The following is a 26,713-nucleotide window of genomic DNA, read 5'->3' as shown; positions in this document are numbered from 1 at the left end:
CAACCCAGGAGCAACACCATGTCGGACCAAATCGATCAATCCCGTCGCAGCATTCTTGGCACGCTGGCACTCGGAGTAGCCTTCGCGCAGTTCGGCGCCTTGAGCGGCGCTCGCGCCCAGACGCCACCGGTCGCTGCCGGGCAACGCGGACACACCTCGTTCGCTTCCCTGAAGCAGATCAAGGCCGGTGTTCTCGATGTCGGCTACGCCGAGGACGGCCCGTCGGATGGTCCGCCTGTGCTGCTCCTGCACGGCTGGCCCTACGACATCCATAGCTATGTCGACGTTGCCCCCATCCTGGCCAAGGCTGGATACCGGGTGATCGTGCCTTATCTGCGCGGCTACGGCACCACCCGCTTTCTCTCGGCCGAAACCCCGCGCAACGGCCAGCAGGCGGCGATCGCCGTCGACATCATCGCCTTCATGGACGCGCTAAAGATCGAGAAGGCCGTGATCGGCGCCTATGACTGGGGCGCTCGTACCGCCGATATCATCGCCGCGCTCTGGCCCGAGCGGTGCAAGGCGCTGGTCTCAGTCAGCGGCTACCTCATCGGCAGCCAGGAGCTCAACAAGACGCCGCTGCCGCCGAAGGCCGAATTGCAGTGGTGGTATCAATACTACTTCGCCACCGAGCGAGGCGCCGCCGGATACGCCAAATACACCCATGATTTCGTCCGCCTGATCTGGGAGCTGGCTTCACCGCAGTGGAAGTTCGACGACGCCACTTTCAACCGCTCGGCGCCGGCCTTCGACAATCCCGACCATGTCGCGGTCTCGATCCACAACTACCGCTGGCGTCTCGGCCTGGCGCAGGGCGAAGCGAAATTCGATGAGATCGAAAGGAAGCTCGCGACTTTCCCCAGCATCGGCGTGCCAACCGTCACAATCGAGGGCGACGCTAACGGCGCCCCGCATCCCGATCCGGCGGCCTACGCCAAGCGCTTCACCGGCAAGTACGAGCACCGACTGTTCACCGGCGGCATCGGTCACAACCCACCGCAGGAAGCACCAGAGCAATTCGCAAAGGCCGTCATCGACGCCGATCGGCTTTGAGATGACCACGCAAGCAAACGAGAAGGAGCACATCATGACCAAGATCGAAAAGGTTCTCTATACCGGCAAGACCCACACCACCGGCGGCCGCGACGGCGCCTCGTGCAGTTCCGACGGACATCTCAACATCAAGCTGTCGCCCCCGGGCAGCAAGGGCACGGGCACTAATCCCGAACAGCTTTTCGCCGCTGGCTGGTCGGCCTGCTTCATCGGTGCGATGGGCATCGCGGCGAGCAAGCGCAAGATCGCTCTGCCGTCCGGGCTGGCCGTCGATGCCGAGGTTGATTTGGGCACGGCGGAGGGAGCCTATTTCCTGCAGGCACGCCTCAATGTCAGCCTGCCCGGCCTAGCTCCGGAACTGGCGCGCGAACTGAGGCGCATCTGACCTGCCCCTATTCGAAAGCCACACGCGGCAACATCGGCGTCGAGATGAAGCTCGCATAGAAATGAAGTGCGGCGGGCCGGCGGAAATGCCGGCCTCAGTTTTTCCAACCTCGTTGCCGGCGCAGTGGCCGATCTGCGCGAGATCGATGGCGGTAAGCCTTGGCCTTACCGCATATTCCCCGTATGCCCCTGCGAATACCGTCCCGGCTGCGGCCACACCGTCAGCCCATGCGGTTCCACTCCGACGCGGATCTTGGTCACGGTGCCTGACGTCGTGTCGATCATGTAGACCTCGCTGTCGAAGCGGCCGGAGAGCCATAGCTGCTTGCCGTCAGCGCTGACATTGCCCATGTCGGGGCTGCCGCCGTCCGGGATCGGCCATTGCGCGACGACCGAGCGGGTGGCGAAGTCGATCACGGTCACGCTGCCCGGCCCCCCGGCGCGGCCCTGTTCCATCTTGTGCGAGCCGCGGTTCGAGACATAGAGCCGCTTGCCGTCGCGGCTGACGACGAAGCCGTGCGCGCCAATTCCGGTCGGAATGAAGCCGATCTCCTTGAAGCTGTTGCCGTCGATGAGGAAGACGCCGTCATTCATCATGTCGGCGACGTAGAAGACCTTGCCGTCGGGCGAGAGCCTGATGTCCTGCGGCATGCCCATCTTCGAGAGATCGAGATGGCCGAGCACCTTCTGGTTCTTCAGATCGATCTTGGCGAGCCCGCCGTCGCCATATTCGCAGGTGAAGATCGCATAGGAATTGTCGGCCGCGAAATCGGCATGGTTGATGCCGGGGCAGGTCGGCGTCGGGATGATCGATTTCAGGGCCATGGTCTGCGGGTCGCGCAGGTCGAGCTGCCTCAGGGCCTCGTCGACGATGATGGCGGCGCTGCCATCCGGCATGAAATACATGTTGTAGGGGTCGTCGACCGGCACCTGCTTGCCGGGTTTTCCGGTCGTCGGGTCGATCGGCGTCAGGCTGCCGTTCCTGCCGGTGCCGTTGTTGGCCACCCAGAGCGTCTTCAGGTCCCAGGAAGGAACGACGTGCTGCGGCTTGCTGCCGACCGGAAACCTGTCGACCTCCTTCAACGTCGCCGGGTCGATGACGGAAACGCTGTTCGAGGAGCGGTTGGGCACATAGATGCGCGGCAGCGCACCGACTGTGGCGGCGTCGAGATGGCCGGCAGTGGTGTGGCTGTAGATGTTGACGGGCGGCGGCGCAGGCTCGGAGCAATCCTCGGGGCAGGAATCGGCGAAGGCCCGGGACGGGAGCGTGGCGAGCAGGACAAGCGGCGCACAAAGGCGGGCGAAGCGCAGGAAGGTTTCGATCATGTGGGAATGCTTTGTGAAGAGAGCCGGCCGGATCCGGCCAGCGGATGCCATAGCCGGTGTGCAGCCTTTCATCTAGCGTCTTTTCAAGAGGCTCCGCATGCGATTGCGCAGGATGCGCGCCATGTTGCGGGTCTCGCGGTAGAGATGCAGCTGCGAGGCCGCCTGGCGGGCCAGCCGGTCGGCGTCGGGCGTCAGGCCGACCACCAGCGTGCCCATGGGCTTGCGCTCCATCCACAGGCGACTCATCACCGGATGGTCGGGCACCGCGCAGGAATCGGTCATGGCGACGTTGGGATCCTCGAGATGCTGCTTCGTCACCTCGATCATCAGCAGCGTGCCCGGCGAATAGGCGGCAAGCGTCTCGTCATAGGCCGTCTTCCAGGTGTAGGCGACACCCGCCTCGACGAAGACCACCAGGCAGGCGATGGTGCGGCCGTCGAGCTTCAGCGAATGGATGCGGCACATGTCGTGCTCGGCCAGCCTGTGCACGGCCTCGCGGGCGAAGGCGGCGCGGAAGCGGTCGATCGCCATGGCCGTGCGCTCGCGGCCTTTCCAGCCGGCAGCCTCCAGCGTCAGGAAGCTTTCGATGGCGTGGCGGATCTCGTCCGGTACGCGCGCCACCACATGCTCCAGCTTGCCAAGGTCGGCGAGGCGCCGCTTCAGGCGGCGGAATTCGCGATGGTGATGCGCGCGCAGCGAGGCCTTGAGATAGTCGTCGCCGTCGGCGTCGCTTTCCAGCACCGGTCGCTCGGCCTTGCCGGTGACGACCAGGGCAAGGCCGCGGCTGTCGGCAAAGGAGGTGAGCAGGCTCGCCACCGGGCCGTCCAGCTTCATGTCGGGCAGCACGAACACTTTCGGCAATTTGAGATGCGGCCTGGACAGCATCGAGAAGAAATCCTCGATGACGCCGACCGGATCGTCGCGGTCGACCAGCGGCGTGCCGAGCGGGCCGAACGGGCTCGACCAGGTGCGCATGACCGGGACGCCGAGCGGGATCGCCGGGCGCTCGACCGAGAACGGCACCAGGAGCCGCAGCCGATTGCGGAACTCGTCGCCGTCGCGGATGACGGCCAGCCGCACCTCGCGATCCTCGAGCCTCGGCATGGCGGGCGCCACGAAGCGCGGATTGAAGAAGACGTTGGGCTCGATCGTGCGGGCGCTGAGATAGTCGAGCTCCTCGACGAGGTCGAAGCCGGCCGAGGCCGGATAGATCGCGAGTTTGCGCTCCGGCCGGTTGTTGGCGAAGAGCTCGATGTGGGCGGGGTCGGCCTCCCTGGCGAGGCCCGCAAGGCCCGACACCATGGCGCCGGCGGGGCCGCCGCTGGTCTCTTCAAGCAAGGGAACGGCGGCCATCAGGCGACTTCCTTATTTGCAGGCACGAAAATCGCCATGACGATGCCGAGCTTGCGCCAGACGGTGAAGGACAGCGCGCCGGCCTCGAAGATCATGGCGAGGCTGGTGGCGATCGCCGCGCCCCAGAGGCCGAAGAGCGGGATCAGCACCACGTTGAGGCCGATGTTCAGGGCAAGCGTCATGGCATAGACGGCGGCGCAGATGTTCTGGTTGCCGCTCATGGTGAGCAGGCTTTCGCAGGGGCCGACGGCGCCGCGCGCGACGACGCCGAGGACCAGCAGGAAAAGCAGCGGGTAGCCGGCGGTGAATTCAGGGCCGAACAGCACCAGCATCGGCTCGCCGAGCGCCAGCACCAAAAGCGCCATCGCCAGCGAGGGCCAGAAGGTCCAGGAAACGGTCTCGCGGGCGAAGGCGGCGAGCCTTTCCGGTTCGCCATGGGTGAATTGCGCATAGCGCTGGGCAACGCCCGCCTTGACGGCGAAATAGACGAAATGCACCAGCGCCAGCGTCTTCACGGTGGCGAAATAGACGGCGACGTCATTGGGGTCGAGATAGGCGCCGACCATCAGCACGTCGGCATTGGTGAGCAGGAAGAAAAAACTTTCGACCAGGAAGATCGGCAGCGAGACGAGAAACCACTGGCCGAAATGCACGGTTATCGGTCCGGCCGGGATCTTCCTGTCCATGCGCGAGGTGACACCCATCAACTGACCGAGCGTCGTGACATAGGTGGCGGCGATCGAGGCAAAGATCGCGGTCTTGGCATCGGGCAGGTAGTGCATGGCGAGCATTGCCGCCATGAACACCAGGATCAGCACCGGCCGCACGAGATAGGTCGGCGACAGCGCGAACAGCGCCCATGAGTTCGCCCGCGCCAGCCCCTGCAGCAGATCGCCCATCGCGATCATCGGCAGGCAGATGACGCCAAGGATGAAGGGAACGACGTAGTAGTTCTCGATCCAGGGCGAGAACAGCCAGACGCCGAGCGCGCCGAGGCCGGCAATCATCGTCGAGGCGATCAATACGAACAGCCGACTCGCCATCACGATGCCGCGCAGTTCGGCGAGCATGCCGCGCTCGCGATATTCGGGAATGAAGCGGATGACCGAGGTGTGGAAGCCGAGGCAGGCAAGGTTGCCGACGATGACCATCGTCACCCAGATCAGCACGAAGATGCCGTATTCGAACGAGCCCATCCAGCGCGCCATCAGCACCTGGCTGACGAAGGCGATGACGGCGCTGACGATGCGGATGGAAAAGGCGATCAGCGACATGCGGCCGGCTTCGCCGCGTTCGTCGGCGGTGAACAGCACGGCATCGATGCGGCCAAGCAACGGCCGCATGCGCAGCGCCCAGCGCTGCGGCAGGAACCGCCCGGCAGTCGTCGCCGCGGAAAAGCGCACCCCGAATACTCTCCGTTTTCCGCCTCTTTGCAGCGGTCGGTTGTATTCGAAACACATTAAGAAACGGTTGGGTGGAGTGCTTCCTTCTCCCCGTCACTATACGGGGAGAAGGTGCCGGCAGGCGGATGAGGGGCAGCGCAGGCTTTGGAAGATTTTGCGCTACAGCGCGCATATCGAACTTGTGGGGCCAATCGCCCTCAGCAAATGGAGCTACCTCCTTCGGATGCCTGGATTCGACAATCTCAACCGTTGGCGCCGCCCCTCATCCGGCCCTTCGGGCCACCCTCTCCCGTATAGTGACGGGGAGAAGGGAAGGGCGCTCCTACATTCCCTTCATCGCATCACACGACACGTTCGGGTTCATATCGGCGAAGGCGCCGGTCGGGTTCGGCTTCCAGGCCCAGACATGCAGTTCGTAGAACGGGCCGAGGCCGTAGCGATTGGGCGCCGTGTTGAAGTTGAAGAGATGGCCTTCGAGCGAGGCCGGGCCCTTCGAGGTGATGTACTCGACGGCAACCAGCTTCAGCGTGCCGTCGGCCATCGGCTCGTACATCACCGCCTCGGGCTTCGCGACATCGACGGCGTCGTCCTTCAGGTAGTCGGCATTGACGTAGTGGATGCCCATGGCGCCGCCGGTGAGGCCGCTGGCGCAAGGGATCGGCGCATAGCCCTCGGCTTTCGCCGTCGCGACGTCCTCGAAGCGGCCGTCGACCGCCCGCACCTTCTCGGCGAGGGGATTCAAGGTTTCGGCGCTGACGGCGCCGGCCGCCATCACGGTCAGGGCCGATGCCGCGATGAGGCACCGGGACCAGTTGTTGATGTTCATTTTCCTCTCCAATTCGGTTGAGGCGCGCAACGCATAGCCGGTCGGTTGAAGACCGGATCCAAAGGTCTGTCGCGCCTGCTAGAGCGGTTCACCGTTTCATGGAAACGGCGAACCGCTCCATCTTTTTATTTTGACGCAATTCCGGACGGAAAACCGTTACACACTTTTCCTGGAATTGCTCTGTTGCCGTGGCGGGCCGTTCGGGCCCGCCGTTCAAAAATCAGCGGTGATGCCACCAATATTCCCAGTATTCGCGTGGCATCTCGCGCTCCTCGAGGCCGATGTCGCGTCTCAGATAGTCGTCCCGTGGGGGCAACCGGCGGCGCCGGTTTCGCAAAGGCGAAAGCAGCCCCGCCACGGCCCGCCGGATAAAACCGCGCCGTGGCCTGAGGATATCCGCCGGGACGGGTATTTTCCTCGCTGTCCGGCATGACATCAGGTCCGCCACCGGCAGGGACGATCTGAAGCGCATCGTTCTCTCGCTCGGCTGTTCGATCAGCGATAAAAGTAGGGGTCGAGGACCCGCACCTCCGTGATCTTGTCGACGGGAAGCGAATTCTTCTGCGCGGTGCTTCGGATCGCCTCGGGCGAGGGCGCGTCGTAGATGCAGAAGCTCTTCGACTTGTCGGGCGAGACGAAGGACTGCACCCAGGTCACGCCCTTTTCGGCGTTGCGGGCGATGACGCCGCCCATGGCGGTCGCGCCGGCATCGTTCATCGGCACGTTGAGCCCGTCGGGAAATGTACGTTCAACCAGATAGCGAGGCATGATTGGTTTTCCTTTGGTGATTGAATCGCGCTCGGTTCGAGCGCGGCCGGACTAAAACCACGCTCGCAAAATCCGCGCATCGGAGCCTTTCCCCATATTGGGTGGGACGATTCCCCATGTTAGGAACGTTATTTGTGGAGAGGGGCACCTCAATGTGTGGAAGGTCACATTTCCGAGCACCCATCCGGACTATCGAGGCGGTACCCCGCCGCGGTTGAATCCTGACTTCGCGAGAGAAACGACAATGCTTCTGGAAAGGCAGACGCAGCTGCGGCAACTGGAGGCCCTGCTGGCGGACGCGATGCAAGGCTGCGGCCGCGTCGCGGCGCTGTCAGGCGAGGCCGGCGCCGGCAAGACGGCGCTGGTCGAGGCTTTCGTGGATCATGTGGGCGTGGATCGTTTGGGGCAAGGGGTGACCCTGCTGCGCAGCGCCTGCGAGGACCTGTCGATCCCCGATCCGCTGGGGCCGCTCTACGACCTCGCCCGCGAGGCGCAGTGGGAACTGCCGCGCGCGATCGACGATCGGCAGGGGCAGCGCCTGCCGCTGTTTTCCGATGCGCTCGACGTTTTCGAGGCGAAAGGTCCGAGCCTGCTGGTCATCGAGGATCTGCATTGGGCGGATGACGCGACGCTCGATTTCGTCCGCTTCCTCGGCCGGCGTGTTGCAAACTCCCACATCCTGCTGCTGGTCACGGCGCGGACGGACCGCAGCGAGGGACAGGCGCGCGTGCGCCGCGCGCTTGGCGAGATCCCGGCCGGCAATGTCGTGCGTATCGAGGTGCCGCTGCTCAGCGCGGCCGCGGTGCTGTCGCTGGCGGAGCTGGCCGGCCGCGATGGCGACGCCATCTACCGGGCCACCGCCGGGAATGCCTTCTTCGTCACGGAGCTGCTCGCCGCCGAAAGCGATACCGCGCTACCGGCGAGCGTTCGCGATGCCGTGCTGGCGCGGGCAGAGCGGCTGTCGCCCGGCGCTCGCTCGATGCTAGACGCGGTGTCCGTGTTTCCGCGCCGCGCCGACGGCTGGGCGCTGCAGGGCCTCTGCGGGATCGCCGCCGCCGGGCAACTCGCCGAATGCGTCAGCCAAGGCCTGCTCGAGGACTTTGGCGACGGCTACGCCTTCCGCCACGAGATCGCCCGCCGCGCCGTCGAGATGGCGCTGACGCCGAGCCGGCGGCGCGAATACAACCAGCGCGCGCTCGCAGCGCTGCAGGAAAACCCGGATGTGGCCACCGCGAGGCTGGTGCATCATGCGGTGGAGGCGCAGAACCTGGAGGCCGTTCGCACACTTGCGCCGCTCGCCGCGCGCGAGGCCTCGCGGGTCGGCGCGCATCGCGATGCAGCCGGCCATTACGAGGTCGCCTTGCGCTATTCTGACGCCCTGCCGATGGAAAGCCAGGCGGCGCTGCACGAAGGCCATGCCTTCGAATGCCATTTGATCGGCCGCATCGACGCGGCCATGGCGGCGCAGGGCGAGGCGCGCCGTCTGTGGCAGGCGCTGGGCGACAGGCTGAAGGAAGGCGACAGCCTCAGATGCCTGTCGCGCTTCGCTTATCTCGTCGGCGACCGCGCGGCCGCGGACCGGTTCGGCGTGCAGGCCGTCGAGCTTCTGGAAACGGCGCCCGACAGCGCCGAGCTTGCCATGGCCTACTCGAACCTTTCCCAACTGGCCATGCTGGCCGAAAGGCTCGAGGAGACGGTTTCGCTCGGAGCCAAGGCCGTCGAGCTGGCGGAGCGACTGAACCGGCCGGACATTCTCTGTCACGCGCTCAACAATGTCGGCGCCGCCGGACAATGGCTGGATTTCGCCAAAGGGCGACGCGATCTCGCCCGCAGCCTTGGAATCGCCCTTGCGGGGAATTTCCAGGAGCATGCGGCGCGCGCCTTCACCAATTGCGCCTGCGTCGAGATGAACAGGCTCAACCTCAATGAGGCGGAAGCCTTCCTCGAGCGCGGCATCGCTTATTGCGTCGAGAACGATCTGGCGACCTGGCGCGATTACATGCGCGGCGTGCAGGCGCAGCTGCTGCTGCGGCGCGGCCTGTGGAACGACGCGGCGATGATGGCGCATGACGTCATCGATGACGACGCAACCACTGCGCTGGTGCGCTACCCTTCGCTGGTGGCGCTGGCGAGACTGCGCATCCGGCGGGGCGATCCATCGGCGGAGCCGGTGCTGGACGAGATGAGGCGCTTCCTGGACAAAGGCATGGAGCTGCAGCGGCTGGTGCCTTACGCGGCGGTGATGGCCGAGCTCGCATGGCTAGGGCAAGGCGATGCGGACGAGGCTCTGCGCCTTATCGATCTTGCCGAAAGCCTGTCGCCGACGCGCGCCGTGGTCGGCGAGCTCGTAACTTGGCGCCAACTTCTGTCGCCTGACAGCGATCCCGGTGAGACCAGCGGCATGGCCGAGCCGCATCGGCTTTTGCTTGGCGGCGACTGGCGCGGTGCCGCGGCGTTCTGGGCCGGGATGGACGCTCCCTTCGAGCGCGCGCTCGCCTTGCTGCATGGCGACGAGGCGGCGCTGCGCGAGGCGCTCGACATTCTTGAAGGTCTTGGCGCAAGGCCGGTGGCGCAGCATGTGCGCGGCCTGATGCGGCAGAGCGGGGTCGGCCATATCGCGAGAGGGCCAAGGCAGGCAACGCGCGCCAACCTTGCCGGCCTCACCCAACGCCAGATGGAGGTGCTGCAACTGATCGAGCGCGGCTTCTCCAACAAGAAGATCGCCGCACACCTGACCATCTCGCCGAAGACGGTCGATCACCATGTCTCGGCTGTGCTGGAGAAACTGGAAGCTGTCTCGCGCGGCGAGGCGACGGCCGCGGCGCGGGCGTCGGGGTTGTTGTGACGGTTGTCGGGCGGGAACGCCTGGAGAAGCTTGGCGTTCGCACGATCGCGCGCCGGCGCTGCCCCTCATCCGCCCTTCGGGCACCTTCTCCCCGTTAACGGGGAGAAGGAAGGAGATTAAGCGAAGGCGCCGTGGCAGTGCTTGTATTTCTTGCCGGAGCCGCAGGGACAGGCTTCGTTGCGGCCGATCTTGCCCCAGGTCGCCGGGTTCTTCGGGTCGCGATTTTCCGGCGCGACGATGGCATTGGATTCCTGGCGAACCAGCAACGCCGTTTCGCCGCCCTGGAAGTCGTCCTCGCCGGTGGTGCCGTCGATGTGGCTGCCGAACATGTCGGGCGCTGCCGGCGGCGGCGCTTCAGCGGCCTGACGGACCAGTTCGACGCGCATCAGCTGCGCGGTGACGGCCTGGCGCAGATTGCCGAGCATGCCCTGGAACAGCTCGAAGGCCTCGCCCTTGTATTCCTGCAGCGGATCGCGCTGGGCATAGCCGCGGAAGCCGACGACCGAGCGCAGGTGGTCGAGATTGACGATGTGCTCGCGCCACAGATGATCGAGCGTCTGCAGCACGACCGAACGCTCGACATAGCTCATCACGTCGGGGCCGAAGCGCTCGGCGCGTTCCTTGGCGGCTGCCTCGGCGGCGGCCGAGATACGCTCACGGATATCGTCCTCGGCAATGCCTTCTTCCTTGACCCACTCCTCGATCGGCAGGTCGAGATTGAGGTATTGCGCCACTTCCTCCTTCAGGCCGGCGACATTCCACTGTTCGGCATAGGCGTTTTCGGGAATGTTCTTGGCGACGACTTCCTCGATGACGCCCTCGCGCATTTCAGTGACCGTCTCGGACAGCCCTTCGCCGTCCATCAGCTCGATTCGCTGCTCGAACACCACCTTGCGCTGGTCGTTGGAGACGTCGTCGTACTTCAGCAGATTCTTGCGGATGTCGAAGTTGCGCGCCTCGACCTTCTTCTGCGCCTTTTCCAGCGCCTTGTTGATCCACGGGTGGATGATCGCTTCGTCTTCCTTGAGGCCGAGCTTCTGCAGCATGCCGTCCATGCGCTCGGAGCCAAAGATGCGCATCAGATCGTCCTGCAACGACAGGAAGAATTTCGAGCGGCCAGGGTCGCCCTGACGGCCGGAGCGGCCACGGAGCTGGTTGTCGATGCGGCGCGATTCATGGCGTTCGGTGGCCAAAACGTAGAGGCCGCCGGCGGCAAGCGCCTTCTCCTTCAGCTGCGCGACGTCGTCGCGGATCTGCTTTTCCTGCGCATCGCGCTCCGGTCCGGCCGGAACCTCTGCCAGCTCCTCAGCGATGCGCATGTCGGCATTGCCGCCGAGCTGGATGTCGGTGCCGCGGCCGGCCATGTTGGTGGCGATGGTGATGGCACCGGGCTTGCCGGCCTGGGCGACGATGGCCGCCTCGCGCTCGTGGTGGCGGGCGTTGAGCACCTCGAAATTCTTGAAGCCGTCCTTGCGCAGGCGTTCGGCCAGCTGCTCGGACTTCTCGATCGAGGTGGTGCCCACCAGGATCGGCTGGCCCTTGTCGCGCGCTTCCTTGATCTCCTTGACGATCGCCTTGTACTTCTCGTCCACCGTCCGATAGACCTCGTCGTCCTCGTCCTTGCGGACGACCGGCAGGTTGGTCGGGATCTCGGTGACTTCGAGATTGTAGATGTTGGCGAATTCCTCGGCCTCGGTCAGCGCCGTGCCGGTCATGCCGGCGAGCTTCTTGTAGAGGCGGAAATAGTTCTGGAAGGTGACGGAGGCCAGCGTCTGGTTCTCCGGCTGGATCTGCACATGCTCCTTGGCCTCGAGCGCCTGGTGCAGGCCTTCCGAATAGCGGCGTCCGGGCATCATGCGGCCGGTGAACTCGTCGATGATGACGATCTCGCCGTTGCGCACGATGTAGTCCCTGTCCTTCTGGAACAGGAGGTGCGCCTTCAGCGCGTTGTTGACGTGGTGGACGATGGCGACGTTCTCGACGTCGTAGAGCGACTCGCCCTTCAACAGGCCGGCGTCGCGCAGCATGTTTTCCAGCTTCTCGGTGCCGTCCTCGGTGAAGATCGTGGTCTTCTGCTTCTCGTCGACCTCGTAGTCGGCCGGACCGAGCCTCAGCATGAAGGCGTCGATGGTGTTGTACATTTCCGAGCGGTCCTCGAGCGGACCGGAAATGATCAGCGGCGTGCGCGCCTCGTCGACCAGGATGGAATCGACCTCGTCGACGATGGCGTAGGCATGGCCGCGCTGAACCATCTGCGAGCGCTCGTACTTCATGTTGTCGCGCAGATAGTCGAAGCCGAGCTCGTTGTTGGTGGCGTAGGTGACGTCGGCTGCGTAAGCTTCGCGGCGCTCGTCGTCGGAGAGGCCATGAACGATGATGCCGACGGTGAGGCCAAGGAACTTGTAGATGCGGCCCATCCATTCGGCGTCGCGCTTGGCGAGATAGTCGTTGACGGTGACGACATGGACGCCCTTGCCGGCGAGAGCGTTGAGATAGACCGGCAAGGTGGCGACCAGCGTCTTGCCCTCGCCGGTGCGCATTTCGGCGATGCCGCCATTGTGCAGCACCATGCCGCCGATCAATTGCACGTCAAAAGGACGCATGCCCAGCGCGCGGCGGGCCGCCTCGCGCACGGTGGCGAAGGCCGGTACAAGCAAGTCGTCGAGCGAAGCGCCGTTGGCGAGATCCTGGCGGAATTTTTCCGTGCGGCCCGCAAGCTCGGCATCGGAGAGCGCCCGCATCTCGTTTTCCATGGCATTGATTGCCTCGACCCGGGGCCGGGTCGACTTGACTCGGCGGTCGTTGGAAGAGCCGAAAACCTTACGCGCGAGAGCGCCGAGACTGACCATCCAATGGTCCTTTCGATAGCAATTTTAGCCGTTTGCGACAGGCACCTGGCGGCCCCATCAAATCCGCGTGAATGCGGACAAACGCAAATAGCGCCCGGAAAACGGTTCTGGACGCCAAGTCGTTGGACAGATAAGAGGGGGCTCAATCGATGTCAACGCCGCGTTGACCCTATGGGCAGCGCCAAATTCCGCCACAATCGGACTGATCTGGAACCTTTCCGCTCAAGCGATCCTTATTGGCAATCCCCATTGGAGTTTATCTTGATGTCCCTGTCGTTCCGCCGCGCGTCGCTCGCCAGCCTTGGCTTGGCCTTCGGGCTCTCGGCTCTTTCGCTGTCGTCGCTGATGGCGCAGGAAACCAAGCCCGCCCAGCCGGACGCCGCTGCTCCCGCCGCCGCACCGGTCGATCCGAACGCCGTGGTCGCCACCATCAACGGCGAGAAGCTGACCGAGGCCGACCTCGCGCTCGCCGAAGGCGAGCTGTCGCAGCAGTTTGCGCAGCTGCCGCCGGAACAGCGCCGCGCCGCCGCCCTTTCGGCGGCCATCGAAATCCGTGTCATGGCCAAGAAGGCGGTCGACAGCGGCCTCGACAAGGATCCTGACTTCCAGCGCCGCATGGCCTTCCTGCAGCAGCGCGCCCTGCATGGTGAGGTGGTCGAGAAGGAGGTCGTCAACAAGGTGACGGATGCCGATGTCCGCGCCCGCTACGACCAGGAAATAGCCAACACGCCGCCGGTCAACGAGATCCACGCCCGTCACATCCTCGTGAAGACGAAGGAAGAGGCCGAGGCGATCATCAAGCAGCTCGATGGCGGGGCCGATTTCCAGAAGCTCGCCAACGAGCACACCAGCGACCCGAGCGGTAAGTCGAGCGGCGGCGACCTCGGCTGGTTCGGCCCGGGACAGATGGTGCCGGAGTTCGACAAGGCGGCGTTTGCGCTCGAGGTCGGCAAATATTCCAAGGAGCCGGTGCAGTCGCAGTTCGGCTGGCATGTCATCAAGGTCGAGGACAAGCGCGCCAAGCAGCCGCCGGCCTTCGACGACGTCAAGGACCAGGCCAGGCAGGCCGTGATCCGCGACAAGTACTTCGCCATGGTCAAGGAATTGCGCGGTGCCGCCAAGGTCGAGATTCAGGACGAGAAGCTCAAGGCGGCGGTCAACACGCTGGAGAGCGGCAAGTAATCCGGCATACATAGCTAAAAGATGCTGCAGAGGGCGCCTTCGGGCGCCCTTTCGCATTTCAGGCGGGCGCTATGCCGTGCACCACATATCGCACCGCGGTCCGGATGGCCGTCTCGTCTTCGTCGAGGCGGTTGGTCAAAAGATGTCTCCAGGCGTAGGAGGCGATCAGGTCGGCCACGATCCCGGCATCGACGTCCGCCGCCACCTCGCCGCGCGCCTTGGCTCGCTCGATCATCCCGCCGGTATGGGCGCGCCGTCCTTTCGCATAGTCGGCAAGCGCCACCGCGGCGGTCTCGTCGGACTGCGCTTCGGCGACCAGCGACCGGAAGACATTGCCGGACGAAGTGTCACGCCAGTGCGCGAAAAGATTTATGAGGAAGCCGGCAAGATCCTCCTCGATCCTGCCGGTATCGGGCACCTCGACGCGCTTTTGCCGCTGGTAGACCTCGATCAGCAGCGCCGCCTTGCTCGGCCACCAGCGATAGATGGTCGGTTTGCCGGCCCTCGCCCGGCGCGCGACGGCCTCGATCGAGAAGCCGGAATAGCCGGCCTCCGCCAGCACCGCTTCTGCCGCCTCGATGATGGCGTCGGCGCTTTCCGGGTTTCGCTTTGCGCCGATCGATTTGCGTCCCGGGGCGGCGAGTTCGCCCATTTCTCCGTCCTTAGCCGATGAATCTCCTGGCGATCATATTGGGTCTCTAGGCCAAACGAAACGGACCGTTTTAGATTGCTGAACCGCAAACGGAGCCCTTGAAGCGTGGCCAGAACGCCTCTTGCGCCGGCGCGCGCTATCGGGCAAACCGGCCTTCCTTTCGCGTTCTGCCGCCCGGGGTCCCCATGTCCGCAACGATTTCGCCGCTCGCACCGAAGAAATACCCCAAGATGCCGGTCATCGAGGGCGTGCGCATCGCGACCGCCGAGGCCGGGATCAAATACCGGAATCGCACTGATCTGCTTGCCATGGTCTTCGATCCCGGCACGGCTGTTGCCGGTGTCTTCACCAAGTCGAAATGTCCCTCGGCGCCGGTCGATTATTGCCGCCAGAACCTGCCCGCCGGCAAGGCGCGCGTGCTGGTTGTCAATTCCGGCAACGCCAACGCCTTCACCGGCAAGAAGGGCCGCGCTTCCACGGCTTTGACGGGCGAGGCGGCGGCGAAGGCCGGCGGATGCTCCGAGAGCGAGGTGTTCCTCGCCTCGACCGGCGTCATCGGCGAGCCGCTCGACACCAACAAATTCAGCCACCTGCTCGCCGGACTGGTCAAGGACGGCAAGCCGGATCTGTGGACCGAGGCGGCGAAGGCCATCATGACCACGGACACCTATCCGAAGGTGGCAACCCAGACGGTGAAGCTCGGCGACGCCGAAGTCACCATCAACGGCATTGCCAAGGGCGCCGGCATGATCGCGCCCGATATGGCCACGATGCTCTCCTTCATCGCCACCGATGCGCCGATCGCGGCACCCGTGCTGCAGGATCTGTTGTCGCGCGGCACGGCCAAGACCTTCAACGCGGTCACCGTCGACAGCGACACCTCGACCAGCGACACGCTGCTCATCTTCGCCACCGGCAAGGCCGCCGCGCGCGGCGCGCCGACGATCAGCGATCCGAAGGATGCGCGGCTCGGCGCCTTCCGCCGCGCGCTCGGCAAGGTGCTGAAGTCGCTGGCGCTGCAAGTGGTGCGCGACGGCGAGGGCGCGCGCAAACAGGTCGAGGTTACCGTCACCGGCGCCAAGTCCGCCCGCTCGGCCAAGCGCATCGCGCTTTCGATCGCCAATTCGCCACTGGTCAAGACGGCAGTCGCCGGCGAGGACGCCAATTGGGGCCGCGTCGTCATGGCCGTCGGCAAGGCCGGCGAACCAGCCGACCGCGACCGGCTGTCGATCTGGTTCGGCGACAACCGGCTGGCGCATGAGGGTGAGCGCGATCCGGCTTACTCGGAAGAAGCGACCTCGGCCTATATGAAGCGCGACGACATCCGCATCCGCGCCGACCTCGGCATCGGCCGCGGCAGGGCGACGGTGTGGACCTGCGACCTCACCAAGGAATATGTCGCCATCAATGGCGACTACCGGAGCTGATGGCGCCGGTGTCCGGACATCCGGCAAGCGTGCTCGCGATCGTGCGTCGCTACGAGGCGGCGGGCTTTCGCGCCTGGCCGGCGGCGGCCGTCCATTATGACGGGACATGGGTGGTGCGGCTGACGGCCGGCCATCCGGCAAAGCGCCTGAATTCGGTCAATCCGCTCGATCCGGGCGACACCCAGCACATTGCCGAGCGCATCGCGCGCGCCAGCCGCCGCTTCGATGCCTATGGCCGGCCGCTGACCTTTCGCATGTCGCCGCTTTCGGGGAAGGTGCTGTCGAAGCATCTCGACGAGGCGAGCTGGAGCCGGTTCGACGAATCGCTGGTGATGCGGCTGCCGCTCAAGGAGGCCGAGCTCGACGCGGCGATGGACCAGATCCCGCTGAAGGACATCAGCCGCTTCATCGGCGCGGCGATCAGGACGAACGGCTCGGACGCCTCGCTGCGCCCCGGCCTGTCGGAAGTCATCGGCGCCATCCAGCCTGAGGCGGGGCTGTTTGCGCTCGAGGACGGCAACGACCCGCTGGCGACGCTGATCTGCGTTCATGACGGCGACCTCGCCGGACTGTTCGAAGTCGCCACCGAAAAATCGGCGCGCAAAAAGGGCCATGGCCGCAACCTCATCCTGTCGGCGTTGAAATGGGCGCGGCTGCGCGGTGCGCGCGAAGCCTGGCTGCAGGTCGAGGCCGGCAATGTTGCGGCGCTCTCGCTCTATCGGTCGCTCGGCTTCGAGGAAGTCTATCGCTACCACTATCGCCGGCCGCCTGGCGCATGAGCGAGATCAAGCCAGCCGGAAAGCGTCTGCTCCTCGTCGCGGCCTGCGCGCTGGTCGACGCCGACCGGCGCGTGCTTCTGGCGCAGCGCCCCGAAGGCAAGCAGCTCGCCGGCTTGTGGGAGTTTCCGGGCGGCAAGGTCGAGCCGGGCGAGACGCCCGAGGAATGCCTGGTGCGCGAGCTGCATGAGGAACTCGGCATCGAGACCGAGATCCCTTGCCTCGCGCCGCTCACCTTCGCCAGCCACAGCTATGACGATTTCCACCTGCTGATGCCGCTTTATGTCTGCCGGAAGTTCCGCGGCATCGCGCAGCCGAAGGAAGGGCAGGGGCTGAAATGGGTCAGGCCGCGCCAGATGCGCGACTACCCGATGCCGCCGGCTGACGCGCCGCTGATCCAGTTCCTCATCGATCTCTTGTGATCATTAAACAGTCGTTGCCTCGCCTGTTTTAGGCAGCGTTAATGGAAGATTTATCTCGACATGGAAGATTGAGGCAAAGTCGTCCGCGCGGCGGCATGCAGATTTGCTTGGAGCCAATCCATGAGCCTCGAGAGAGAATGGGACTCGATCCGGCCCGACCGCACTTTCCGCGCCGCCGATGCCGGCATGGGTATTTTGCGGATCGCCTTGCTTTTCGGGTCGGCCGCGGTGGCGCTGGCGCTGATCGCAACGCCTTTCCTCGACAGCCAGACGCGGCCGCAGGGCGCACGTAACGGTCTGACCAGCGGGCTCGACATGTCCAGCACCGGCTCGATCGGCCGCCGCGACACCTACACATTGCGGCGAAGCGTTCTGCAGCCGCTGCCGAGTTCCATCTGCGTGATCCGCAACGATGGCAGCCGCTACGGTGACTGCTAATTGGTTAACAAATTCAGCGAGAAGAGGCTATTTCACCCCCTGTTAAGCTTTTGCCGTTAACCTTTCTTAACGGGTAGGCCTTATGGTTCCCGACAAGAGGGATCGACGACCATGAAAAACCTGCTGCAGCAATTCCTACAGGATGAAACGGGCGCCACGGCCATCGAATATGGCCTGATCGTTGCCGTGCTGTCGCTTGCAATCGTCGGCGGCGTCGGCAAGGCCGCCGATGCGCTCCAGTGGCTGTTCTCCGACAACAACAGCAAACTTGCCAACGCCTTTGCGAAGCACTGACCGCGTTAGAGCGGTCCGACGTCGGTTATCTGTCTTGCGCAGAAACCGTTGCACACTTTTCCTGGAATTGCTCAAGAGCGTTTCACCGTTTCACGGAAACGGCGAACCGCTCTATCTCTTTGTTTTTACGAAATTCCGGACGGAAAACCGCTACGCATTTTTCCTGGAATTGCTCTAACCCTGCTAGGGTGGGTTAGTGCCCCGCCGGCTTCTCCAGGATCGTCTTCAGCGAGACCTTGGCCGAGCCTGGTTTGAGCGGCTTCTGCTGTGAGGCGTCGGGCGCCCAGCCTGACATCCACACGATCGAAAAGCTCGCCCGGATGCGGCCGTCCGGGTCCGAAAAACGTTCGGCATAAATTTCGGCGGCGCGGGCGAACAACCGCCTGGTGGCCGGACGCCGGCTGCGGTCTAAAAGCGGGCTGGTCTCGCCCATGGCGCGCAGATCGGCGGCAAGTCCGAACAGCGAGGAGTAGCGCACCGTGACCGTCTCGACGTCGGCGACCGGCAGCGCCAGGCCGGCACGCTGCAGCAGCGCGCCGGCGTCGCGCACGTCGGTGAATGGCAGAACGCGGGGGCTCGCGCCGCCATAAAGCTCGGTCTCGGCGGCAAGCAGGCTTTCGCGCAGCTCCGCAAGCGTGCCGGCGCCGGCTAAAGCGCCGAGGAACAGCCCGTCGGGCTTCAGCGCGCGACGGATTTGCGCCAGCACGCCGGGAATGTCGTTCATCGCCTGCAGCGACAGCAGCGAGACGACGAGATCGAGGCTTTCGGCTTCGAATGGCACGGTTTCCGTGGGGACGACGACCCCGGCTTCGCCGGCCAGGAAGGCGTCATCCGCCTCCACGCGAACGATTTCGGCCACCTTGCCGCTGCCGGCGAGCGCCCTGGTCGCAGCCGATGTCTGGCAAAACAGCGCCGCCGCCTTGCCGAATTTGCGCTCGACCGCACCCAACCGGTCGGCAAGGTCTTCCGCCGCCCGCCGCATCAGGAAATCGGCGCTGTCGACCGGGTGCATGAGCGCCCGGCGCTTGTGCGCAAGCCAGACCTCCGTGTCGATCAAGGGCTGCAATGGGCTATTCCTGTTGTCCGCGCAGGGCGGACCGATGCTATGGTGGCGTGGGGTTTTCCTTCACGTGGCCGATCCGGTGCACAAGATCAAGACCATTGCGATCAAGGATATGGCGCGGCAGGCGTTCGGCTGGCCGGCGCGTATGCTGTTCCCGCCGGTCTGCGCCGGCTGCCGCCGCCATGTCTCGCAGCCCGGCGTGCTGTGCGGCGCCTGCTGGCCGAAGCTTCGTCTGCTGGAGAAGCCCTGGTGTCCGGTGATGGGCACGCCTTTTACCCATGACATGGGCGAGGGCTTCCTCTCCGCCGAGGCGATCGCCGATCCGCCGCCTTTTGAGCGGGCGCGGTCGGCGGTCGTCTATTCAGGCGTCGCGCGCCAGATGGTGCAGGGGCTGAAATACCAGGATCGCACGGATCTCGCGCCGTGGATGGCGCGCTGGATGATGCGCGCCGGTGCCGAGCTGATCGCCGAAGCCGATGTTGTGGTGCCTGTGCCGCTGCACTGGCGGCGGTTCTTGCGCAGACAATTCAACCAGTCGGCGGAACTTGCCAGGGCGGTATCGCAGCTGAGCAACCTGCCTTTCTCGCCCTCCGCCGTCAGGCGCGTAAAACTCACGCGCCAGCAGGTCGGCCTGGAGCGGCACGAGCGCGAGGAGAATGTGCGCGCCGCTTTCCGGGTCCCGCCGGAAGCCGAGATCGAGATCGCCGGGCGCCGGGTGCTCGTCATCGACGATGTCTTCACCACCGGCGCCACCGTGCGGTCGGTGGCCAAGGCGCTGAAGAAGGGCGGCGCCGGTGCCGTCGACGTACTGACCTTCGCGCGCGTCCTGCCGGGGGACTTTCGGGCCGATGAGACCGCGACTATATAGGGTTTGAGTTGTTGTTTTGGTGCAGGTCGCTTTCGCACAACCATGGGGCGACGTGCACAGGCAGGATTGCTGATCGATGGTCGATGTGACGATCTACACCCGGATGATGTGCGGTTATTGTACGGCCGCCAAGCGGCTGCTCGAGCGCAAGGGTGTGGCTTACACCGAGCACGACGCGTCGTTCTCGCCGGAATTGCGCCAGGAAATGATTTCCCGGGCGCACGGGCGCACCACTTTTCCGCAGATATTCATCGGCGACACGCATGTTGGCGGCTGCGACGACCTCCACGAACTGGAGTCTCAGGGCCGGCTGGACGTGCTGCTTGCCAACGGAGCGAGGGCTTGATCATGGGCGTTTTCAAGGCGGCGGCGGTGCAGATGCGTTCGGGGACCGGCCCGGAGCGCAACGCGGCCGACATGGAAAGGCTGGTGCGCGAGGCGGCAAGCCAGGGCGCCACCTATGTCCAGACGCCGGAAATGACCGGCGCGCTCGTCCGCGACAAGCAAGCGGGCGGTGCCGCTTTCACCACAGAGGACAAGGACGTCGTCATCTCGACCGCGCGGAAACTGGCCAAGGAACTCGGCATCTTCCTGCATGTCGGCTCGACGGCCATCTTGCGCGCCGACGGCAAGCTTGCCAACCGTGCGTTCCTGTTCGCGCCCGATGGCGGCACGATCGCCAATTACGACAAGATCCACATGTTCGACGTCGACCTCGACAATGGCGAAAGCTGGCGTGAATCCGCCTCTTACGAGCCGGGGACGGAGGCCATCGTCACCGACATCGATGGCGCGAGGCTGGGCTTTGCCGTCTGCTATGACCTGCGCTTCCCTCAGCTGTTCCGCGCCGAGGCGCTGGCGGGGGCTCAGGTGCTTTCGGTGCCTGCAGCCTTCACCCGCCAGACCGGCGAGGCGCACTGGCATGTGCTGCTCAGGGCGCGCGCGATCGAGAACGGCGCCTATGTCATCGCTGCCGCGCAGGGCGGCCTGCATGAGGACGGTCGCGAGACCTATGGCCACTCGCTGATCGTCGACCCGTGGGGCCGCATCATCGCCGAGGCCGCACATGACGAGCCGGGCGTGGTCGTGGCCGAGATCGATCCGGCGCAGTCGGCCGCCGCGCGCCGGAAAATTCCCAATCTGAAGAACGCGCGGGATTTCACCGTCAATGCCGGCGAGGCGCCGCGCCTCAGGGGTGCAGCCTCTTGATCCGATTTTCGCTTATCTGTGAACACGAGCACGAGTTCGAAGCCTGGTTCCGCAGCAATGACGACTTCGACACGCAGAAGAAGCGTGGCTTCGTCGATTGCCCGACCTGCGGCTCGCACAAGGTCGAGAAGGCGCTGATGGCGCCGGCCGTGTCGACGTCCCGCAAGCAGGAGAAGATGGCTTTAGCCATGGGCGAGGCGCAGAAACAGGCGCTGGCGCAGCTCAAAGAGCTGGCCGAAAAGGTGCGCGAGAACGCCGACTATGTCGGCGACAAATTCGCCGAGGAGGCGCGCAAGATCCATTTCGGCGAGACCGATCCGCGCGGCATCTATGGCGAGGCGACGCCGGAAGAGGCGCAAAGCCTCGCCGAGGACGGCGTCGAGTTCATGCCGATCCCGAGCTTCCCAGAGGACCGAAACTAAGGTGTGTTGATCTCAACACACCTTAGCTCAGGTTTCCGATCAGTTTTTTCAGCAGCGTCGCCAGCATTTCCCGCTCCTCGCGTGTCAGCCCGTTGAGGATTTGATGCTCATTCGCGACATGGGCGGTAAGCGCCTCATCGACCAGTGCAAGACCTTTTGGGGTGAGCTGGACCACGATGCCGCGCCGGTCGCTGGGATGCGGCGCGCGCTGGATCAGGCCGGCCTTTTCCAGCCGGTCGAGCCGGGCGGTCATGGCGCCGGATGTGACCATCGTCGCCTCGTAAAGCTCGGTCGGTGTCAGGGCGTAAGGCGCGCCTGAACGACGAAGCGTCGCCAGCACGTCGAACTCGCCTTGCTGCAATCCGAAGCGGGCGAAGAGCGGCGCCAGCCGCTCTCGCGAGATCAGCGACGCGGCTTCGCTCAACCGTCCGATCACGCCCATCGGCGAGACGTCAAGGTCGGGCCGCTCCTTCCGCCATTGCTCGATCGCTCTCGCCGCACGGTCCATGTGCCTCACCGCAAAGTATCTTGACGTTAAGAATCTTTTCTCTATGTTATCTCAAGTTGGAGCAGCCGCCAAGCTCGGCCGCGCGGCGACAGGATCACGCTGATGAAATTTCTCTGGGACTCGGCACTCGGCCTTCTGATCGTCACCGGCGGATTGCTCGGCATGACGCTGCCCTTCGGCAAGCTTGCGACCGCCGCCGGCGTGCCGGCCATGGTCTGGGCCTTCGTCATCTCGCTCGGCGCCGGCGGCGTGTTGTTGATCGCGCTTCTGCTGCTTGGCCAGCGCGTCCGGCTGACGGCGCACAAGCTGCGCTATTTCTTCGTCACCGCGGCCGTGTCCTATGCCTTTCCCAATCTCTTGATGTTCTCGGCCATTCCGCATCTCGGCGCCGGCTACACCGGCATCATGTTCACGCTGTCGCCGGTCATCACGCTGGTGTTCTCGATCCTGCTCGGTGTGCGGCGCCCCAACCTGCTCGGCGTCATCGGCATTGCCGTCGGTTTTATCGGCGCGGTGATGGTCGCGCTCACGCGCGGCGAGGCCGGCCAGCCGGCCGATTATTTCTGGGTGGCGATCGGCCTGCTCATCCCGGTCAGCCTCGCCGCCGGCAACATCTACCGCACCGTCGACTGGCCCGAAGATACGGGCCCGATCGAGCTCGCCGTCGGCAGTCATCTGGCGTCGGCGACCCTGCTTCTCCTCGGCATCCTGACGCTGTTCGGCTGGCAAGCGTTTGCGCCACTCGGCGGCGTGCCGCTGGTGGTCGCCGGACAGGTAGCGTCGGCTTCGGCGATGTTTGCCTTCTTCTTCAGGCTGCAAGCGGTCGGCGGCCCGGTCTATCTCAGCCAGATCGGCTATGTGGCGGCGGCCGTCGGGCTTTTTGCCGGCACGATCTTCCTCGGCGAGCACTATCAGTTGCTGACCTGGCTGGGTGCGGCCATCATCACCGCCGGCGTGTTCATCACCACCAAGGCGCAGAGCCTGCCGAGCATCAAGATGCAAAGCCAGGCGGCCTAGTTAGTCCCCGCCACTTTTGTCTTCGCTGCCGCCGGGTTCAGGCCGCGGGTGGCGGCGGCGATGGGTGGCGGCGGCGCGCGCCGCCTGCTCGTAGATGCCGGTCATCAGCTCCAGCGTGCGCGCGACATCCTCGAGCTTGTCGGCCATTTCCGGGATGCGCTTCACCGCCTCGATAAGCAGGACCGAGCGGATGTCGGCATAGCGCTCGGTTACCCGATGGCCGAGCGGCGTCACTTCATAGGTGACGCCGGATCTACCGCTACCGGTACGCGTGATCAGCCCTCCCTTCAAGAGCTTGCGCAGGCTGTACTGGATGTTCGGGATGTCGTCGCGGTTGGTCATCTGGGCGAGGTCGCGGACGCTTTTCGGCCGGTCGTTCATCCTGATGATGTGGAGCAGCGCGTTCTCCGGTCCGCTGGCTGAAAATTCGATCACCGTGGCGAGGCATTCGGCCTGCCAGTGGCCGAAGGCCTCGTAGGAACGCATCAGCGCGTATTCGACCTCGGTGACGTCGATCTCCAGCGGCGTTCGCGCCAGATGCCAGCCGCGGTCGAGCAGTTCTTCCTGTGTTTCCAGAGATTTGCGCCGATCGTTCATCCGCCTGTCCCTCGCCGACAGCATGCGCCGACCGAGGCGATTGCGTCCACATGAATTTATGATAGACTTTTTATCATAAAATATAATCAAAAATATGAGGAGAACATCGTTATGGGCATGCTCGACAAGTCCGCGCCTGACACGCAGCCTTTCTTTCTCGGCACGTTCGCGTCCAACTGTTCCGGCGGCATGACCGTCACCAAGGTCCCCGAACGCTGGGCCAATTCCTGGGACAACAATCTGCGCCTCGCACGTCTGCTCGACGAGGCCGGCATCGACTTCATGCTGCCGATCGCGCGCTGGATCGGCTACGGCGGCGAGACCAACTTCCACGGCAACGTGCTGGAAACCATCACCTGGGCCGCCGGGCTCCTGGCGCTCACCCAAAACATCACGGTGTTCGCCACCACCCATACGGCGGCGAACCATCCGGTCGTCGTCGCCAAGCAATTGGCGACCATCGACCAGATCAGCGGCGGCCGCATCGGCCTCAACATCGTCGCCGGCTGGAACAAGCCGGAATATGAGGCGCTCGGTCTGACGCTGCCCGACGATCACACCGCCCGTTACGGCTATGCGCAGGAATGGTTCGACATCGTCAGGGCGCTGTGGAGCCGCATGGAGGCTTTCGACTGGGACGGCACCTGGTTCAAGCTCAGGAACGTGCTCGGCGACCCGCGCCCGTCGGCGCCGTTGCCGATCCTCAATGCGGCCGGCTCCGACGAGGGCCGGAAATTCGCCGTCCGCAATGCCGATTTCCTGTTCACGCCGGCGATCGATCTCTCGCGCTCGAAGGATGAGATCGCGGCGCTGAAAGAGCAGGCCAATGCGGCCGGCAGGAATGTCGATGTGCTGACCTTCGCCCATGTCGTCTGCCGGCCGACGGAAAAGGAAGCCAGGGACTATCTCGAGCATTTCGGTCGGACCAACGCCGATTGGGCGGCGGTCGACAATCTGGTGCGGCTGCAGTTCGCGCATGCGCAATCTTTCCCGCATGATCTTCTGGCGCTCATCCGCGATCGCATGGCGGCAGGCCACGGCGGTTTCCCGCTTACCGGCACGCCGGAGCAGGTGGCCGACGGCATCACCGCCCTGCACGCGGCCGGCTTCCGCGGCTCGACCCTGTCCTTCGTCGACTATGTCGAGGAATTCCCCTATTTCCGCGATACGGTGCTGCCTATCCTCGAGCAGAGGGGCATCCGCATCGCGCCGGCCGCGATGCAGTCGGCGGCTTAGGATCAGGAGGACGCAATGTCCAAACCCGCGTCAGAGGGACCCGTCAGCGTAGCGGATTTCCGCGCCGCGATGCGACTCATCGTCGGCAATGTCAGCGTGATCACCGCAGGCGTCGGCGACGACCGCTCCGGCCTCGTCGTCATCTCCGTCGTGTCGCTGTCCGCGGAGCCGCCGAAGGTGATCGCCTGCGTCAACCGCTCCTCATCCACCTGGCCGATCATCGAGCGCTACCGACATTTCGGCGTCAATTCGCTCGGTCCCCAGCACCAGCGCGTGGCCGAGCGCTTTTCGGGCTTCGGCGGCATCAAGGGCAAGGACCGCTATGAGGGCGCCGAATGGACGACGCTGAAAACGGGCGCGTTATTGCTTACCGATGCGGTGGCGGCCTTCGACTGCAGCCTGGACGAGATGATCGATCGCGGCACGCACTCGGTCGTCATCGGAACCGTCGAGGCGGTGAAGACCAAGGATGCCGGCCAGGCATTGATCTACTGGCGCGGCGGGTACCGGCCGTTGGAAGCCTGAGGGCCGGTCGAGATCAGACCGAGGCTTTTTCGGCCAGCACCATGTAGTTGACGTCCATGTCCCTGGACTTTTGCCAGCGGTCGGCCAGCGGATGATAGATGACGCCGGTGCGGTCGATGACCGTCAGCCCCGCCGCGCCGAGCGCCTTTGCCAGCTCTTCGGGCCGCACCAGCTTGCCGAACTGGTGGGTGCCGCGCGGCAGCCAGCGCAGCACGTATTCTGCGCCGATGATGGCGAGGCCCAGCGCCTTCAGCGTGCGGTTGATGGTGGCGACGAACATGATGCCGCCGGGCCGGACCATCTCACTGCATTTGGCGACGAACAGATCGACATCGGCGACATGCTCGACCACCTCCATGTTGAGGATGACGTCGAATGTCTCGCCGGCGTCGGCGAGCGCCTCGGCCGTGGTGGCGCGATAGTCGACGCTGACGCCGGCCTCCGCCGCATGCAGCTTGGCGACCTCGATGTTGGTGGCCGAGGCATCGGCGCCGACCACCTCGGCGCCAAGCCGCGCCATCGGTTCGCACAAAAGCCCGCCGCCGCAGCCGATGTCGAGGAAGCGCAGGCCCTCGAACGGCCTGGCCGCGCGCGGATCGCGGCCGAAGCGCGCCGCCACCTGGTCGCGAATATAGGCAAGCCGCACAGGGTTGAACTTGTGCAGCGGCCGGAACTTGCCGTTCGGGTTCCACCATTCGGCGGCAAGGGCGGAAAAGCGCTCGACTTCTCCGGCATCGATGGTCGATCGGCGGGGCTCAGGCATAAAGCGGGTCTCCTCGAACGCTGGGAAGTCGGGGAACGCTAGGAAGTCGGGTCCACGGCGAAGAAAGTCAAGGCAGGTTTTTTCTGCTGCTGCCATGATTGGGCCGCGCTTCGGGAGGCAATCTTGCCTAACGCGACAGCGCAACCTCCGCATGGCTCATGGCGACACTAGCCGGCTCGATCGCCCGCATCGCCTCGCAATCGCCGATCTCGGCCATGATGCGCTGCGCCGCCGCCTGGGCCTGTTCGAGGCTTTGCCAGCGCACGACATCGACCCAGCTTCCATCCTCGCGTTCGCCGAGATGGCGGCTGAGAAAGCCGGGCTGGCGCGCGAGCCAGTCGGTGACGACGCCATTTCGGGCGACAAAATCGCCCGCAGCATTCGGCTTGAGGCGGAAGGTCACGATTTCCAGCGTCTCGGTCATGAATTCCTCCACAGGGTGCGTTTTCCTAGATCTTATCGCATGAGGGTCGCAGGAATCTGTCAGGAGACCTCACGCCCGGCCAG

At 64.8% G+C, this 26,713-nt stretch carries 27 protein-coding genes and 1 pseudogene; 16 read left to right on the top strand and 12 right to left on the bottom strand.

Annotated elements, in window-relative coordinates; translation table 11 throughout:
* The first annotated feature begins 18 nt into the window (after positions 1-18).
* Positions 19-1,053, top strand: coding sequence for an alpha/beta fold hydrolase (locus RFN30_RS09660; RefSeq protein WP_320261851.1), 1,035 nt, complete (start codon positions 19-21; stop codon positions 1,051-1,053).
* A gap of 34 nt (positions 1,054-1,087) precedes the next feature.
* A pseudogene (locus RFN30_RS09655) lies at positions 1,088-1,497 on the top strand (organic hydroperoxide resistance protein).
* 105 nt (positions 1,498-1,602) lie between these two features.
* Here RFN30_RS09655 and RFN30_RS09650 read toward each other — a convergent pair.
* The 5 genes from RFN30_RS09650 to RFN30_RS09630 form a co-directional block, all read right to left on the bottom strand.
* Complete coding sequence (locus RFN30_RS09650; RefSeq protein WP_320261850.1) at positions 1,603-2,763, bottom strand: YncE family protein; 1,161 nt, start codon at positions 2,761-2,763, stop codon at positions 1,603-1,605.
* Positions 2,764-2,835: 72 nt separating this feature from the next.
* Positions 2,836-4,116, bottom strand: a complete 1,281-nt coding sequence (locus RFN30_RS09645) for a GNAT family N-acetyltransferase (RefSeq protein ID WP_320261849.1) — start codon at positions 4,114-4,116, stop codon at positions 2,836-2,838.
* Positions 4,116-5,519 carry a lipopolysaccharide biosynthesis protein gene (locus tag RFN30_RS09640; protein WP_320261848.1) on the bottom strand — a complete coding sequence of 468 codons (1,404 nt, stop codon included), beginning with the start codon at positions 5,517-5,519 and terminating at the stop codon, positions 4,116-4,118. Before RFN30_RS09640 ends, RFN30_RS09645 begins: the two co-directional genes overlap by 1 nt.
* A gap of 322 nt (positions 5,520-5,841) precedes the next feature.
* Positions 5,842-6,345 carry a hypothetical protein gene (locus tag RFN30_RS09635; protein ID WP_320261847.1) on the bottom strand — a complete coding sequence of 168 codons (504 nt, stop codon included), beginning with the start codon at positions 6,343-6,345 and terminating at the stop codon, positions 5,842-5,844.
* A gap of 495 nt (positions 6,346-6,840) precedes the next feature.
* Positions 6,841-7,113, bottom strand: a complete 273-nt coding sequence (locus RFN30_RS09630; protein WP_126091742.1) for a DUF4242 domain-containing protein — start codon at positions 7,111-7,113, stop codon at positions 6,841-6,843.
* Between the two features lie 244 nt (positions 7,114-7,357).
* Here RFN30_RS09630 and RFN30_RS09625 point away from each other — a divergent pair, with 244 nt between their 5' ends.
* The gene (locus tag RFN30_RS09625) at positions 7,358-9,958 is read left to right on the top strand and encodes a helix-turn-helix transcriptional regulator (RefSeq protein WP_320261846.1); all 2,601 of its coding nucleotides are present in this window, start codon (positions 7,358-7,360) and stop codon (positions 9,956-9,958) included.
* A gap of 116 nt (positions 9,959-10,074) precedes the next feature.
* Here RFN30_RS09625 and secA read toward each other — a convergent pair whose 3' ends face one another.
* Positions 10,075-12,807 carry a preprotein translocase subunit SecA gene (gene secA, locus RFN30_RS09620; protein WP_320261845.1) on the bottom strand — a complete coding sequence of 911 codons (2,733 nt, stop codon included), beginning with the start codon at positions 12,805-12,807 and terminating at the stop codon, positions 10,075-10,077.
* A gap of 264 nt (positions 12,808-13,071) precedes the next feature.
* Here secA and RFN30_RS09615 point away from each other — a divergent pair, with 264 nt between their 5' ends.
* Entirely contained in the window at positions 13,072-13,989 is a 918-nt protein-coding gene (locus RFN30_RS09615) for a peptidylprolyl isomerase (protein ID WP_320261844.1), read from the top strand.
* A gap of 58 nt (positions 13,990-14,047) precedes the next feature.
* Here RFN30_RS09615 and RFN30_RS09610 read toward each other — a convergent pair whose 3' ends face one another.
* The gene (locus RFN30_RS09610; protein ID WP_320261843.1) at positions 14,048-14,641 is read right to left on the bottom strand and encodes a TetR/AcrR family transcriptional regulator; all 594 of its coding nucleotides are present in this window, start codon (positions 14,639-14,641) and stop codon (positions 14,048-14,050) included.
* 185 nt (positions 14,642-14,826) lie between these two features.
* Here RFN30_RS09610 and argJ point away from each other — a divergent pair, with 185 nt between their 5' ends.
* The 5 genes from argJ to RFN30_RS09585 all read left to right on the top strand — a co-directional run bounded on the left by argJ (position 14,827) and on the right by RFN30_RS09585 (position 17,998).
* On the top strand, positions 14,827-16,068 hold the full coding sequence (argJ, locus tag RFN30_RS09605) for a bifunctional glutamate N-acetyltransferase/amino-acid acetyltransferase ArgJ (protein WP_320261842.1): 1,242 nt from the start codon (positions 14,827-14,829) through the stop codon (positions 16,066-16,068).
* A complete protein-coding gene (locus tag RFN30_RS09600) occupies positions 16,068-16,847 on the top strand; it encodes a GNAT family N-acetyltransferase (RefSeq protein WP_320261841.1) in 780 nt (259 codons plus the stop codon). The genes argJ and RFN30_RS09600 overlap by 1 nt, the downstream gene beginning before the upstream one ends.
* Positions 16,844-17,266: a (deoxy)nucleoside triphosphate pyrophosphohydrolase gene (locus RFN30_RS09595; RefSeq protein WP_278206507.1), complete on the top strand. Its 423-nt coding sequence runs from the start codon at positions 16,844-16,846 to the stop codon at positions 17,264-17,266. Before RFN30_RS09600 ends, RFN30_RS09595 begins: the two co-directional genes overlap by 4 nt.
* Positions 17,267-17,386: 120 nt before the next feature.
* A complete protein-coding gene (locus tag RFN30_RS09590) occupies positions 17,387-17,704 on the top strand; it encodes a hypothetical protein (RefSeq protein WP_320261840.1) in 318 nt (105 codons plus the stop codon).
* A gap of 111 nt (positions 17,705-17,815) precedes the next feature.
* Positions 17,816-17,998, top strand: coding sequence for a Flp family type IVb pilin (locus RFN30_RS09585; RefSeq protein WP_320261839.1), 183 nt, complete (start codon positions 17,816-17,818; stop codon positions 17,996-17,998).
* A 193-nt stretch (positions 17,999-18,191) separates the two neighbouring features.
* On the opposite strand, the gene RFN30_RS09580 is transcribed toward RFN30_RS09585, so the two are convergent.
* On the bottom strand, positions 18,192-19,064 hold the full coding sequence (locus tag RFN30_RS09580; protein WP_320261838.1) for a methyltransferase domain-containing protein: 873 nt from the start codon (positions 19,062-19,064) through the stop codon (positions 18,192-18,194).
* 64 nt (positions 19,065-19,128) lie between these two features.
* Between RFN30_RS09580 and RFN30_RS09575 the strand changes: the two genes are divergently transcribed.
* The 4 genes from RFN30_RS09575 to RFN30_RS09560 all read left to right on the top strand — a co-directional run bounded on the left by RFN30_RS09575 (position 19,129) and on the right by RFN30_RS09560 (position 21,560).
* On the top strand, positions 19,129-19,929 hold the full coding sequence (locus tag RFN30_RS09575; protein ID WP_320262080.1) for a ComF family protein: 801 nt from the start codon (positions 19,129-19,131) through the stop codon (positions 19,927-19,929).
* 76 nt (positions 19,930-20,005) lie between these two features.
* A complete protein-coding gene (gene grxC, locus RFN30_RS09570) occupies positions 20,006-20,275 on the top strand; it encodes a glutaredoxin 3 (protein WP_040998470.1) in 270 nt (89 codons plus the stop codon).
* 2 nt (positions 20,276-20,277) lie between these two features.
* Positions 20,278-21,138 carry a carbon-nitrogen hydrolase family protein gene (locus tag RFN30_RS09565; RefSeq protein ID WP_320262079.1) on the top strand — a complete coding sequence of 287 codons (861 nt, stop codon included), beginning with the start codon at positions 20,278-20,280 and terminating at the stop codon, positions 21,136-21,138.
* Positions 21,135-21,560, top strand: coding sequence for a DUF1178 family protein (locus RFN30_RS09560; RefSeq protein WP_320261837.1), 426 nt, complete (start codon positions 21,135-21,137; stop codon positions 21,558-21,560). The genes RFN30_RS09565 and RFN30_RS09560 overlap by 4 nt, the downstream gene beginning before the upstream one ends.
* A gap of 22 nt (positions 21,561-21,582) precedes the next feature.
* Here the strand turns inward: RFN30_RS09560 and RFN30_RS09555 are convergent, their stop codons facing one another.
* Positions 21,583-22,068, bottom strand: a complete 486-nt coding sequence (locus RFN30_RS09555) for a MarR family winged helix-turn-helix transcriptional regulator (protein ID WP_320261836.1) — start codon at positions 22,066-22,068, stop codon at positions 21,583-21,585.
* Positions 22,069-22,170: 102 nt separating this feature from the next.
* Here RFN30_RS09555 and RFN30_RS09550 point away from each other — a divergent pair, with 102 nt between their 5' ends.
* Entirely contained in the window at positions 22,171-23,085 is a 915-nt protein-coding gene (locus RFN30_RS09550; RefSeq protein ID WP_320261835.1) for a DMT family transporter, read from the top strand.
* Here the strand turns inward: RFN30_RS09550 and RFN30_RS09545 are convergent, their stop codons facing one another.
* The gene (locus tag RFN30_RS09545) at positions 23,086-23,682 is read right to left on the bottom strand and encodes a winged helix DNA-binding protein (protein ID WP_320261834.1); all 597 of its coding nucleotides are present in this window, start codon (positions 23,680-23,682) and stop codon (positions 23,086-23,088) included. It abuts the gene before it with no gap.
* 117 nt (positions 23,683-23,799) lie between these two features.
* Between RFN30_RS09545 and RFN30_RS09540 the strand changes: the two genes are divergently transcribed.
* The gene (locus tag RFN30_RS09540; RefSeq protein WP_430698832.1) at positions 23,800-24,918 is read left to right on the top strand and encodes an LLM class flavin-dependent oxidoreductase; all 1,119 of its coding nucleotides are present in this window, start codon (positions 23,800-23,802) and stop codon (positions 24,916-24,918) included.
* Between the two features lie 15 nt (positions 24,919-24,933).
* Complete coding sequence (locus RFN30_RS09535) at positions 24,934-25,443, top strand: flavin reductase family protein (RefSeq protein ID WP_320261832.1); 510 nt, start codon at positions 24,934-24,936, stop codon at positions 25,441-25,443.
* Positions 25,444-25,456: 13 nt separating this feature from the next.
* Here the strand turns inward: RFN30_RS09535 and ubiG are convergent, their stop codons facing one another.
* Both ubiG and RFN30_RS09525 read right to left on the bottom strand, forming a co-directional pair.
* Complete coding sequence (ubiG, locus tag RFN30_RS09530) at positions 25,457-26,206, bottom strand: bifunctional 2-polyprenyl-6-hydroxyphenol methylase/3-demethylubiquinol 3-O-methyltransferase UbiG (protein WP_320261831.1); 750 nt, start codon at positions 26,204-26,206, stop codon at positions 25,457-25,459.
* A gap of 127 nt (positions 26,207-26,333) precedes the next feature.
* A complete protein-coding gene (locus RFN30_RS09525) occupies positions 26,334-26,630 on the bottom strand; it encodes an antibiotic biosynthesis monooxygenase family protein (RefSeq protein ID WP_320261830.1) in 297 nt (98 codons plus the stop codon).
* Positions 26,631-26,713 lie beyond the last annotated feature (83 nt).

The organism is Mesorhizobium dulcispinae, assembly GCF_033977345.1.
GTDB lineage: Bacteria > Pseudomonadota > Alphaproteobacteria > Rhizobiales > Rhizobiaceae > Mesorhizobium > Mesorhizobium dulcispinae.
This window is presented reverse-complemented; position numbering and strand designations above follow the sequence as displayed.